Here is a 12,788-nt window from a genome sequence, read left to right on the forward strand (position 1 = left end):
ATTTTTTGTGATGGCGGGAAGAATCAGGCCGCTTTTTTCAGGCAGGTGTTCATAAAGGTTTTACGGTCTTCGCCTTTCAGGGCTTTATCACCGGCTTCTTTATTACAATCGGCCATTTTTTGTTGCTGTGGCGTTACGGCCTTTTCAGCCGTATCCGCTTTACCTTTCAAACAACTGCTCATAAAGGCTTTACGATCGTCGCCTTTCAGGGCTTTTTCACCGGCTTCTTTATTACAGTCAGCCATTTTTTGTTGCTGAGCGGTCATTTTCTTTTCGCTTTCTGCTGGTTTGGCTTTCAGACAGTTACTCATGAAAGCTTTGCGCTCATCACCTTTAAGATCTTTGTCTGTTGCTTCTTTATTACAGCTGCTCATTTTATCGCGCTGGGCGGTTTGAGCTTTAGTTGGCTCTTTTGCCGTTGTGTCCGCAGCCATCGCCGCTCCGGATAAAAAACAAAGGCTTAGTAAAACGGGTAAAACAGAAGAAATACGCATCATGGTTACTCCCTTCAAATAGTGGAAATCGTGATAAGCATAGTCCTTGTCGTAATAAAGTGACACTGAGAGGCAAAAAATTTACCGATGTGACGATCGGTAAATCAGAGATAATTTTTTATAATTCAAATGGTTGATTAAACCTGTTCATCATGTGGATTTAATGAACAGGTTTTGGTTTGATTAACACAATGGCAGGAGTTGCTGGTAAAGCGTTTTAAACGTCGCTCTTCTTTCCTGATAGCGGGCATAAAGCTCAGGATTTGGCTGATGGCGCTGTTCTAACGGCAGTTCCGGGCAGAGATCGGCCAGTGCAACGCCAGGGTTCATGGCAATTTGCGCCAGTCGCGCTGCTCCCAATGCCGGGCCAACGTCGCCACCGGTACGATATTCCAGCGTTTGGCCGCTGATATCGGCCAGAAGCTGACGCCAGTATGGGCTACGGGCACCACCGCCAATCAGTGCGATTTGAGTTGGCTTCAGGCCGGTAGCGTGTAATACGTCCATACCATCAGCCAGCGCGAAGCTCACACCTTCCAGCACCGCTCTGGCCAGGTCGGTTGCGTTATGTTGATGCGTCAGCCCCCAAAATGCGCCTTTAGCCGCCGGGTTATTGTGCGGTGTGCGTTCTCCGGAAAGATAGGGCAGGAACCAGACTGGCGTATCGGCAGCAGGGGTTTGCTCAATGGCTTTCAACAGTTCCGGTACGCTGGAAATATTGGTTAATTTGCAGGCCCAGTCAAGACAGGAAGCGGCACTGAGGATCACCGACATTAAGTGCCAGGTATTGGGCAGCGCATGGCAGAAACTGTGAACCGCGCTTTCCGGATTACTCAGGAAGCCATCGCTGACGGCGAAATAGACACCGGAAGTACCCAATGAAAGCATTGCCTGACCTGTACGGTACAGTCCAATACCAATAGCACCGGCGGCGTTATCACCACCACCGGCGGCTACCGGAATTTGGCCAATCTTCCAGCGAGCAGCGATATCCGCTTTAACGTTGCCGGTAATCTGGCAGCCTTCAAACAGTTTCGGCATATTATTGCGGCTGAGATGGCAGGCAGAGAGGATCTCATCGCTCCAGTCGCGTTTACCCACGTCCATCCACATAGTGCCAGCTGCATCCGACATATCGCTGGCCAGCTCGCCGGTAATCAGTAAACGTAGGTAATCTTTTGGCAGCAGAACTTTATCTATTGCCTGAAAGATTGCGGGTTCATGTTTTTCCACCCACTTTAGTTTAGGGGCGGTAAATCCGGGCATCATCAGGTTGCCAGTAATGGCTCTTGACTGAGGAACCTGTTTTTCCAACTCCACACATTCGGCAGCACTGCGGCCATCGTTCCATAAAATAGCGGGGCGCAATACCTTCATCTGCTTGTCCAGCAGGGTAGCCCCATGCATTTGTCCGGTCAGCCCCATGGCTTTAACTGAACTCAAATCATGCTGCGCTGCCAGCGCCAGCATTGCCCGATCGGTGGCTTGCCACCAGTCATCAGGGTTTTGTTCTGACCAAAGGGGATGAGGGCGGGAAATAGAAAGTGCTTCAGAGTGAGTGGCAATAACCTGCTGCTGCTCGCTGAGGAGGATAACCTTTACGCCGGAAGTACCGAGGTCGATACCGATGTACATAGTGAGTGATCCTTGTTGTTCAGGATGTTTGTCCTGAATGGTGTTAGTTTCGCCGTTAATCGTTCAGTGTCTATATCGGCATTGTGCTACCGGCGAGCAGGGGCATTAGGGCGAATGCCCCTGCACTGATTCGCTCCAGGCGAAGCAGTGCCTCGACCCGCGTCCATGCGGGTCGTGCTACCCTCTCTCAGTCGTCGGCTGAGTTCAAGTGCTCAAATAATAACGTCAAGGTCAAGGAACTATCCAAATAGATACCGGTTCACTAAGTTCTCCAGCAACTCCTGCTGCCCTGACTTATGCTGTGGTTGCAGGTTATTGCTTTCCACATATTTCGCCAGTGAATCCAGTGAGCTTTCGCCTTCCAGAATTTGTTGCCCCAGTTTGCCATTCCAGCCAGCGTAGCGCTCGGAGACTTTTTGATCCAGTTTACCGTCTTGTACCATTTTCGCGGCAATTTTCAGCGCCAGCGCCATGGTATCCATGGCACCAATATGGCCATAGAACAGGTCGTATTTATCGGTGCTCTGACGGCGTACTTTGGCATCGTAGTTCAGGCCACCGGTGGTGAAACCGCCGGCTTTGATGATTTCATACATAATCAGCGCGTTTTCTTCTACACTGTTCGGGAACTGGTCGGTATCCCAGCCAAGTTGAGCATCGCCACGGTTGGCATCGACTGAGCCGAAAATACCTAATGCAATGGCAGAAGCAATTTCATGATGGAAGCTGTGACCCGCCAGCGTAGCGTGGTTGGCTTCGATATTAACCTTAATCTCTTTTTCCAGACCAAACTGCTTCAGGAAGCCATACACGGTTGCCACATCGTAATCATACTGATGTTTGGTTGGCTCTTGTGGTTTCGGCTCAATTAACAGAGTGCCGTTGAAACCAATTTTATGTTTATGTTCCACCACCATTTGCATAAAGCGCCCAAGCTGCTCGCGCTCCTGACGCAGGTCAGTATTTAACAGCGTTTCATAACCTTCGCGGCCGCCCCATAGTACATAGTTCTCACCCCCCAGACGTTGAGTGGCTTGCATAGCACTGACTACCTGAGTGGCGGCGTAAGCAAATACTTCCGGATCCGGGTTAGTGGCCGCACCGGCAGCATAACGTGGGTTAGTGAAGCAGTTTGCCGTGCCCCATAACAGTTTCACGCCGGTTGCCTGCTGCTTTTCTGCCAGTACATCGGTCATTATCGCCAGATTGTTCAGATACTCTTTAACCGTGCTGCCTTCAGGCGATACGTCTACGTCGTGGAAGCAGTAGAAAGGTACATTTAGCTTATGGAAAAACTCAAAGGCAACATCCGCTTTGGCTTTTGCCAGTTTGATGGCATCACCCGCTGATTGCCATGGGCGATCGAATGAACCTACGCCAAACATATCGGCACCATTCCAACAGAAGGTGTGCCAGTAACAGGCGGCGAAGCGCAGATGGTCAGCCATACGTTTACCCAGAACTAACTCATCCGGATTGTAGTGGCGGAAGGCCAGTGGATTGTTACTGGCGGTGCCTTCGTAGCGCACCTGGTCAAGTTTATCGAAATACTGAGTCATGGTGGTTTCCTTTAAGCGATGTATTTAGGTCATTAGGTCAGAGTGTATTGAGCGCGATTTATTTATTATTGAAACAACAAACTGAATAAATAATAAAATTACGTTATTACATTTTTAAAAATATAAATTGATGCAGTTTTAGCGCTATTTCTTTTATATAGAGGGAATCATAGAGATTTAAAAAAATGAGGGTTATTCCTAGATTTGAATAGTGAATTATGAAATTTAACTACTGTGATTATGCTCACAATAATAAACCTTAAAAATGCAGGGTGATTATTTTTTATTATGTTTATTTTTATGAGGGTTTTTTAATTATTTCATTAATATACAATAAGTTAAATTAAGTTAAGTTAACTTAAGTTAAGTTAAGTTAAGTTAAGTTAAGTTAAGTTAAGTTAAGTTAAGTTAAGTTAAGTTAAGTTAAGTTAATTGATTTAAATTAATATATTTATTGCCATTTTTGTTTCCTTAGCAAAACATGACCTCTCTCAAAAAAATGGAAATAAACTAAAAAACGTAATAACGGGGTAAGAATCTGTAATTGATACTCTGGTTATAACTGATAACACTATAGCGGTTAAATATTTATCGGTAATAAATAGAAACGGGAAAATACCCACTTTCACTGAAATAGCTTAACCAAAATAGGATGTTATCAAATGAAATTAAAGCATGTTTTACTTGCCGTTTGTGCATCACTGGCGCTATCAGGACACATGGTAAATGCCAAAGAAGTCAAAATAGGTATGGCGATTGACGATCTGCGTTTAGAACGCTGGCAGAAAGATCGCGATATCTTTGTTAAAAAAGCCGAGTCGTTAGGCGCCAAAGTCTTTGTTCAGTCTGCCAACGGTAACGAAGAGACCCAAATGTCACAGATTGAAAATATGATCAACCGTGGCGTAGACGTATTGGTGATCATTCCTTACAACGGTCAGGTGTTGAGTAACGTGATTGCAGAAGCTAAACGCGAAGGCATCAAAGTGCTGGCCTATGACCGTATGATTAACGATGCGGATATCGATTTTTATATCTCCTTTAACAATGAAAAAGTGGGTGAGTTACAGGCTCAGAGTCTGGTTGAGCGTGTACCTCAGGGTAACTACTTCCTGATGGGTGGCTCACCGGTGGATAACAACGCTAAGCTGTTCCGTCAGGGGCAGATGAACGTACTTAATCCGCTGATTAAAGAAGGAAAAATCAAGATAGTGGGCGACCAGTGGGTTGATGCCTGGTTAGCCGAAAACGCGTTGAAAATTATGGAAAACGCCTTAACCGCTAACAATAACAAAATTGATGCAGTGGTTGCCTCCAATGACGCCACCGCCGGTGGTGCGATTCAGGCACTGGTAGCTCAGGGGCTGTCGGGTAAAGTGGCTATCTCCGGTCAGGATGCCGACCTGGCCGGTATTAAACGTATTGTTGCCGGAACTCAAACCATGACGGTGTATAAGCCAATCAGTAAGCTGGCAAACGATGCGGCAGAGATTGCGGTAGAAATGGGTAAAGGCGAGACACCAAAAGCCAACGCCACCCTGAATAACGGCAAAAAGGATGTGCCATCTTATCTGCTGACGCCAATTCAGGTGGATAAATCCAATATCGATTCAACTGTTGTGGCCGATGGCTTCCACAGCAAAGAGAGCATCTATAACTGATTTACCTGTAATCGGGTGCTGCCCGGGTGGCATCCGACATCAGCTTAATGCTCGTTATCTCTTTGTGGAGTACATGTGATGCCACATCTGTTAGAAATGAAAAACATCACCAAAGCTTTTGGTGATATCAAAGCCGTCGATAGCATCTCCTTAACGTTAGATGCCGGTCAGGTGCTCTCCTTGTGTGGGGAGAATGGTTCCGGTAAATCAACGCTGATGAAAGTGCTGTGCGGCATCTATCCTTACGGTCAGTATCAGGGCGATATTCTGTTTTCCGGTGACGTCATACAGGCAAAAACCATTCGCGATACCGAGCAGAAAGGCATTGCCATTATCCATCAGGAACTGGCTCTGGTGAAAGAGATGACCGTGCTGGAGAATATTTTCCTTGGTTCGGAACGCGGGCGTTTCGGCATCATGGATTATGACAGCATGTTTTTACGCTGCCAGCGCTTGTTACAACAGGTGAAACTAGCAGTAAGTCCGGATACTAAAGTGGGTGAGCTGGGGTTAGGACAGCAGCAACTGGTGGAAATTGCCAAAGCGCTGAACAAGCAAGTTCGCCTGCTGGTACTGGATGAACCAACGGCATCACTGACGGAAAGCGAAACTGAAATTTTGCTGAATATTATCCGTGACCTGCAAAGCCATGACATTGCCTGTATCTATATTTCTCACAAACTGAATGAAGTGAAAGCTATCTCCGATCTGATTTGTGTGATTCGCGATGGTAAACATATAGGTACCCGTCAGGCCAGTGAGATGAGCGAAGACGACATTATCGCCATGATGGTAGGCCGTGAGCTAAAAGAACTCTACCCTCAATCAGAACACACTATTGGTGAAGAGGTGCTGCGGGTGGATAACCTGACCGCCTGGCATCCGATTAACCGCCATATTCGCCGGGTGAATAATGTCTCTTTCTCTTTGCATAAAGGGGAGATTCTGGGTATTGCCGGTTTGGTGGGTGCAGGCAGAACCGAAACCGTCCAGTGCCTGTTTGGTGCCTATCGTGGGCGGTGGGAAGGAGAAATTAAAGTTGGTGGCAAAGCAGTAAAAATTCGCAACTGTCAGGATGCTATCAGCCACGGTATCGCGATGGTACCGGAAGATCGTAAGAAAGACGGAATTATCCCGGTGATGGGGGTTGGCGCCAATATGACGCTGGCGGCACTGGATGATTTTAGTGGCTGGTTGAGCATACTGGACGATGCCAAAGAGCAGTCCACCATTCAGCAATCTATTGAGCGGTTGAAGGTAAAAACCTCATCGCCGGAATTAGTCATTGCCCGCCTGAGCGGCGGTAATCAACAAAAAGCCATTCTGGCTAAGTGTCTGTTACTCAATCCTAAAATTCTGATTCTGGATGAGCCAACCCGGGGCATTGATATCGGTGCCAAATATGAAATTTATAAGCTGATTAATCAACTGGTTGAGCAGGGTATTGCCCTGATTGTCATCTCTTCAGAATTACCCGAAGTGCTGGGGCTTAGCGATCGGGTATTAGTGATGCACGAAGGCTGTATTAAAGCGGATTTAGCTAATCGGTCTTTGACACAAGAACAGATTATGGAAGCGGCACTCAGGAGTGAACAACATGTCTAATGAAACGTTATCAACCACGGGAAACACTGGCGGAAAGGCGGCTGGTCCGGGGCAGCCTAAGCGCGTTAACCTGCAGGTTTTTGTGATGCTGGCCGCCATCGTGGTGATCATTCTGTTTTTCAGCGTAGCAACGGATGGCGCTTACATTAGCGCACGTAACATCTCTAACCTGCTGCGCCAGACGGCGATTACCGGCATTCTGGCGGTAGGGATGGTATTTGTCATTATTTCAGCGGAGATCGATCTGTCGGTCGGTTCAATGATGGGGTTACTCGGTGGAGCGGCGGCAATTTTTGACGTCTGGTTTGGCTGGCCTTTGCCGCTGACGATTGTGGTCACGTTAGTGATGGGGTTGTTATTAGGCGCATGGAATGGCTGGTGGGTTGCCTATCGTAAAGTGCCGTCATTTATCGTTACGCTGGCAGGGATGTTGGCCTTCCGCGGTATTCTGGTGGGAATTACCAACGGTACTACGGTTTCACCAACCAGCAATGCCATGTCGCAAATTGGGCAGAGCTATCTGCCGGACAGCCTGGGTTTTGGTATTGGTATCGGCGTGATGGTGCTGTTTGTTATCTGGCAATGGCGTCAGCGGGCACATCGTGAAGCGCTTGGATTACCGGTGCCCGGTAAAGGCAGTGATGTGGGGCGTCAGGCGATTACGGCAGTGATTCTGTTGGGTGCTATTTACCTGCTGAATGATTATCGCGGTGTGCCAACGCCGGTACTGATTCTGGCTGCGTTGATGATGGTGGGTATCTTTATGGCAACCCGCACTGCATTTGGCCGTCGTATTTATGCCATTGGTGGCAATATTGATGCAGCTCGACTGTCAGGTATTAACGTTGAGCGTACCAAGCTGGCGGTGTTTGCCATTAACGGTTTGATGGTAGCGATTGCTGGCCTGATCCTCAGTTCTCGCTTAGGGGCGGGTTCGCCTTCTGCCGGTAACATTGCCGAGCTGGATGCCATCGCTGCCTGCGTGATTGGCGGAACCAGTCTGGCAGGTGGTGTGGGCAGCGTGGCCGGTGCGGTGATGGGGGCGTTTATCATGGCATCGCTGGATAACGGCATGAGTATGCTGGATGTTCCGACCTTCTGGCAGTACATCGTTAAAGGTGCCATTTTACTATTGGCGGTGTGGATGGATTCTGCGACCAAAAAACGCGCCTGATAGTTTGGCTCAGCGGCTCCGTATATTTTTTCAGCTATGTGTTTATCGGTTAGCTGAAAAGTGTGCGGAGCGTTGTACTTTCAGCTGTACGACCTGACAGGCTATGGATAATTGTGTTACTCAATTCAACCTGAACAGAGGGTTGCCGACCCAGCGGCAGTGGTGATTTATCTTGTGTGTTGATCGGGAAATTGAACGCCATGTTTGAAAAACGCTTCCGTATTACGCTGTTGTTTAATGCCAATAAGGTTTATGACCGGCAGATTATTGAAGGTGTTGGTGAATACTTGCAGGCTTCTCAATGCGATTGGGACATCTTTATTGAAGAGGATTTCCGCTGCCGCATAGACAACGTTAAAGACTGGTTGGGCGATGGGGTGATAGCCGATTTTGACGATCCGGAAATCGAGCAAGCGCTAAATCAGGCTAATATTCCGGTAGTCGGGGTTGGCGGTTCTTACCATCGGCCTGAGGATTATCCTCCGGTTCATTATATTGCCACCGACAACCATGCGCTGGTGAGCACTGCCTTTATGCACTTAAAAGAGAAAGGGCTAAATCACTTTGCTTTTTACGGCCTACCCCACCATATCTCTCATCGCTGGGCAACGGAACGGGAGCACGCTTTCCGCCAGCTGGTCACCGAAGGAAATTACCGTCACTCTATTTATCAGGGGATGGAAACCGCGCCGGAAAACTGGAAACACGCTCAGAACCGCCTGGCGGACTGGCTACAAAACCTGCCGGCCCACACGGGAATTATTGCGGTCACCGATGCCCGAGCCCGTCATTTGCTACAGGTGTGTGAGCATCTGGATATCGCGGTACCGGAGAAGATGTGTGTTATTGGCATTGATAATGAAGAACTGACCCGTTATTTGTCGCGGGTAGCGCTCTCTTCGGTGGCGCAAGGTTCGCGTCAGATGGGTTATCAGGCAGCCAAGCTGTTGCATAAATTGCTGAAGCAGGGCGATTTTCCGGTTCAGCGCATTTTAGTACCACCGGTGAAAGTAGTGGAACGCCGCTCAACGGACTACCGTTCGCTGCACGATCCGGCGGTGATTCAGGCAATGCATTTTATCCGCTACCATGCCTGTAAGGGGATCAAAGTAGAGCAGGTGCTGGATGCGGTAGGGATTTCCCGTTCCAATCTTGAGAAGCGTTTTCGTGATGAAACCGGCAATACTATTCATGGCCTGATCCATCAGGAGAAGTTGAATCGGGCCAGTGAGTTTCTGGCTGCCAGTACCCTGTCGATTAACGAGATTTCCCAGATGTGCGGTTATCCATCGTTACAGTATTTCTATTCGGTATTTAAGAAAGAGTACGGCATCACGCCAAAAGAGTATCGGGATAAGTTCGGCGAGCTGGTGTATTGAGTGCGGTTTCGCGGTGGTGGTGAGCATGAGCAAAAACCGTGAAATACGAGAAAAATTAGCAGTTCCATCCCATTCGTTTAACGGTATAATCGACGGGCTCATCTGTTACAGCACTTCTGTTGCTTCTAAAACGGAAGGTCATCGTCCCCGGTGGGGCGGCTGGACTTCAAATCCAGATGGGGCCGCCAGCGGTCCCTGGCAGGTTCGACTCCTGTGACTTTCCGCCAATTCAGTTATTTTCACATTTCATAAATGTCTATTAATCCCTTATACATACTGAATTTTAATATAGGGCGATTACCGTGAAACAGTATTTGATTTATATTCAAGGTAATCTGTAAGAGATATTAGTTTGATGGTTATTAATCAATATAAAAGGAACTATACATGGAGCATCACCACCAACCTTTTTAAGAAATAAAAATATTCAGTGAGAACGGCTTGGAATACTGGTCAGCGAGAGAACTGGCTTCATTGTTAGACTATAAAGATTGGCGAAATTTCCTGAAGGTATTAAGTAAAGCAATTCAGGCGTGCGAAGCTAGTAATCAAGAGGCTTCACACCATTTCGTTGAAGCCAACAAAATGGTCTGGTGCAAAGCGAGAAATAGATGATGTAAATTTATCACGTTACGCTTGTTACCTCGTTGTACAAAATGGTGATCCGAGCAAGCCCGTTATAGCAGCTGGGCAAACGTATTTTGCAATTCAGACGAGACGGCAAGAGTTAGCTGTTTCGAGATGAATCAATGGTGGCGCAAGCGGGGCAGCCGCAAGGCTGGTCGGTTCCAAGATTACCGATAACGTCAACTCTGTTTGAGCCACCACCCAAAAATCACCACCGAATAGTATATGGCTCCGTTCCCAACTCCCAACGGCCATCATCATTCTGCTCAAGCAAAATTCCTCTATGCGCCCAGCCATCTTTTTTAGGGAAGAATCCTAACGAACTTCCGAGGTCTTTATCAGCAAGCCAGGCTGTTTTGCTTTCATCTGGCTTCCATAAAAAATCGACCCAGGTCACCAGATGGGGATTGTTATCAAATGGATTTTTGGTCGGCTGCATAAATTTTTCCATGCCGCCATATACAATATGTGCGCAGAAACGATTATCGGTATAAAGGCCTTTCTTTCCGTTCAGTGCGCCGCTGCTCTTAGATTCATCGTATCGATAAAATGACTTACCCAAAGGTGTGACTTCAACGTGGCTTAAAGAAACCTCTTTTTCAATGGCGGTATAACCGGGTTTTTTAACGGTTGGAGCCCCTTTTCCCGTATTGAATTGAACCGTAATCAGACCGTTTCTGATTAGGGCTTCCACGTCTTTTCTTACCTTGCCTTCCATCGTCTGTAATGACGCCGTTTCTACATCTGCCGGTAGTTCTGCGGCAGCCCCCGGTAAGGTGATACAGGCACTCACTGGCACATTTTTGAGGTCGGTAAACGCGGTGGACAAAATGGTATTGATTTGGCTTTCGTTTAACTCATCTTGTGATAAAGCGATACCCGTTACGCCGAGTGATAATACGGCGATCAGGGCTCTGACTGCGATCATTTTGTTCATCTCAGGTCTTTCCGGATTATGGTTTTGCATTTTGTATCTTATCAGGTATGAATACTCACACTTTTATAGTGAATTTTTTATTTGCTAAAAACAACCGGAATTCTTTTTGAGAATAAGAAGTAAGGTGTCCAGAAAATTAAACCTACTGCTGCCGAAGTCAATGCTCTGATATCGGGAGTATCTAATGGCATTTTAAAAAGATACGAGGCAAATACTGTGAAATACAGCGTTACCACAGTGTTAAAAATATAATAGGGGATAATAACTTTCTTTATATTTTTCTTCTTTTTAAAGAAGCTCCATACGGTGAAATAGGTTATGAATAAATCAATTAATAAAATTAATATACCGAGATAGAGATAGTAAGCCACATATCCGGGGAGGTCGCCGGATAACATATTGAGATATTTAATAAAATTAATCGGCGCCAGTACAGCTGCGAGGCACAATCCCAGGGCGGGCAGGTACAAAATACCATTAATTTTAGATGATTCTTTTTCTTCACAATTATCACAAAGTCCGGATTCTTTATTCGGCTCATTTTCGTGACAATGAATACATTTCATTTTTTATTTCCATATAATTTGTTAGATCATAATTTACTATTGAAAAATAGATTTTCATTCAGATTTATACATTCCAGAGAATATTTAAGGCAAGATAATTTTGGTGAGCGTCATCATTTTTATTGTTCGGGAAACTTCTTGTCCCGGCAATGGATAAAAGAGCGTTTCTGTGCAAGACAGGAACACGGTATTAAGATTATCAGCGCCATAAACGTTTTATGTTGTTAAACATGCCCATGAGTAACTTGATTATCTTCTAAAACCGCAATCGCCGTTTGCATTGCAATCCGGTCATTGAGTTTCATTTTTTTTGCCTGAACCACATATAAATATTCAATCAGCGTTCTGGTATTGATTGGACGACCTTGCTTTCCGACGGCAATTACAGCCGTTCCGAGTATGAGTTTGACCGTGGGTAATTGAGAGGGATACCAGGCTAACGTTTCTGACGATTTCATTTGATACTCCTGACGAGTAGGGCATCAAATATAGCACGATAAGACGCTTTATTCATCGTATAAAAAATAATCAGAGGTGATGGTGTGATATGATAAGACCCATTCACCAAAAAGGTCGAATATGATGTCCTATCTTAATGAAATTATTCAGAAGGTGAGGGAACGCACTTCTACCGTGGAATGCCCGGTATGCAAGGAAAGCTCAAAGCAATTGACCCTGAAAATCTCACAAGAACTTGTGTTATGTTGCCCTCATTGCAGGGCATTATTTGTCATTCATCGCTAAATCTATCTCTGTTAAATGGGAGAGAATAAATTTATTAAAGGTGCTCTGATATTAACGAGCACTTTTTATGTCCATCCGCCTTAAAACACCACAGACTTAACATGAGGTTAGTGCCATCACCACATCTCAATTCACCCCACCAGCCCAACAACACCACCTTCAAAATCACAGATAAGTTTAAATAAAATAAGCAGAGCCGCTCCAATAGCGATGAGGAAGAGTTTTTCGTTCATGGTCATACATCCTTGTATGTTTTTCTTCAGTGAGAAATATCCGTTGGGCATTTTTCGATCTTAGCGTTCATTCTCGCCTTGATTGCCGCTTTCAAACTGTTAGCTGAAGCACAGTATACACAAAGGATATATATTGAAAACAGTCCGGTATGGTAATAACTATCTGTTCTGGCA

The 12,788-nt window shown here is 46.2% G+C and carries 11 protein-coding genes, 1 tRNA gene and 1 pseudogene; 7 read left to right on the forward strand and 6 right to left on the reverse strand.

The window, feature by feature from the left end; all coding sequences use genetic code 11:
* Window positions 1–23 precede the first annotated feature (23 nt).
* The 3 genes from I2494_RS09185 to xylA form a co-directional block, all read right to left on the reverse strand.
* Window positions 24–497, reverse strand: coding sequence for a PsiF family protein (locus tag I2494_RS09185; protein ID WP_407657884.1), 474 nt, complete (start codon window positions 495–497; stop codon window positions 24–26).
* A 180-nt stretch (window positions 498–677) separates the two neighbouring features.
* Window positions 678–2,129 (reverse strand): xylulokinase, encoded by a 1,452-nt coding sequence (gene xylB, locus I2494_RS09190; RefSeq protein ID WP_218466563.1) that lies wholly within the window; start codon window positions 2,127–2,129, stop codon window positions 678–680.
* Window positions 2,130–2,368: 239 nt separating this feature from the next.
* Complete coding sequence (gene xylA, locus I2494_RS09195; protein ID WP_218466564.1) at window positions 2,369–3,688, reverse strand: xylose isomerase; 1,320 nt, start codon at window positions 3,686–3,688, stop codon at window positions 2,369–2,371.
* Window positions 3,689–4,350: 662 nt separating this feature from the next.
* Between xylA and xylF the strand changes: the two genes are divergently transcribed.
* From xylF to I2494_RS09225, 6 genes and pseudogenes are all read left to right on the forward strand, one after another.
* A complete protein-coding gene (gene xylF / locus I2494_RS09200; RefSeq protein ID WP_130593373.1) occupies window positions 4,351–5,349 on the forward strand; it encodes a D-xylose ABC transporter substrate-binding protein in 999 nt (332 codons plus the stop codon).
* 78 nt (window positions 5,350–5,427) lie between these two features.
* Complete coding sequence (locus tag I2494_RS09205) at window positions 5,428–6,954, forward strand: xylose ABC transporter ATP-binding protein (RefSeq protein ID WP_218466565.1); 1,527 nt, start codon at window positions 5,428–5,430, stop codon at window positions 6,952–6,954.
* On the forward strand, window positions 6,947–8,128 hold the full coding sequence (gene xylH, locus I2494_RS09210) for a xylose ABC transporter permease XylH (RefSeq protein ID WP_218466566.1): 1,182 nt from the start codon (window positions 6,947–6,949) through the stop codon (window positions 8,126–8,128). The genes I2494_RS09205 and xylH overlap by 8 nt, the downstream gene beginning before the upstream one ends.
* Before the next feature lie 200 nt (window positions 8,129–8,328).
* Window positions 8,329–9,507 (forward strand): D-xylose utilization transcriptional activator XylR, encoded by a 1,179-nt coding sequence (gene xylR / locus I2494_RS09215; protein ID WP_218466567.1) that lies wholly within the window; start codon window positions 8,329–8,331, stop codon window positions 9,505–9,507.
* Between the two features lie 132 nt (window positions 9,508–9,639).
* A tRNA-Sec gene (locus I2494_RS09220) sits at window positions 9,640–9,734 on the forward strand.
* Between the two features lie 190 nt (window positions 9,735–9,924).
* Window positions 9,925–10,240: pseudogene (locus I2494_RS09225) on the forward strand (BRO family protein); the annotation flags it as partial.
* Window positions 10,241–10,342: 102 nt separating this feature from the next.
* Here the strand turns inward: I2494_RS09225 and I2494_RS09230 are convergent.
* From I2494_RS09230 to I2494_RS09240, 3 genes are all read right to left on the reverse strand, one after another.
* On the reverse strand, window positions 10,343–11,071 hold the full coding sequence (locus tag I2494_RS09230; RefSeq protein WP_218466568.1) for a hypothetical protein: 729 nt from the start codon (window positions 11,069–11,071) through the stop codon (window positions 10,343–10,345).
* Window positions 11,072–11,148: 77 nt separating this feature from the next.
* Window positions 11,149–11,637 (reverse strand): DUF2569 family protein, encoded by a 489-nt coding sequence (locus I2494_RS09235; protein ID WP_218466569.1) that lies wholly within the window; start codon window positions 11,635–11,637, stop codon window positions 11,149–11,151.
* A 224-nt stretch (window positions 11,638–11,861) separates the two neighbouring features.
* Entirely contained in the window at window positions 11,862–12,095 is a 234-nt protein-coding gene (locus tag I2494_RS09240; RefSeq protein WP_218466570.1) for a hypothetical protein, read from the reverse strand.
* Window positions 12,096–12,219: 124 nt separating this feature from the next.
* Between I2494_RS09240 and I2494_RS20685 the strand changes: the two genes are divergently transcribed.
* Window positions 12,220–12,381 carry a YnfU family zinc-binding protein gene (locus tag I2494_RS20685; RefSeq protein ID WP_407657885.1) on the forward strand — a complete coding sequence of 54 codons (162 nt, stop codon included), beginning with the start codon at window positions 12,220–12,222 and terminating at the stop codon, window positions 12,379–12,381.
* Window positions 12,382–12,788 lie beyond the last annotated feature (407 nt).

Origin of the sequence: Limnobaculum allomyrinae (assembly GCF_016649425.1) — a bacterium.
GTDB classification, from domain to species: Bacteria; Pseudomonadota; Gammaproteobacteria; order Enterobacterales; family Enterobacteriaceae; genus Limnobaculum; species Limnobaculum allomyrinae.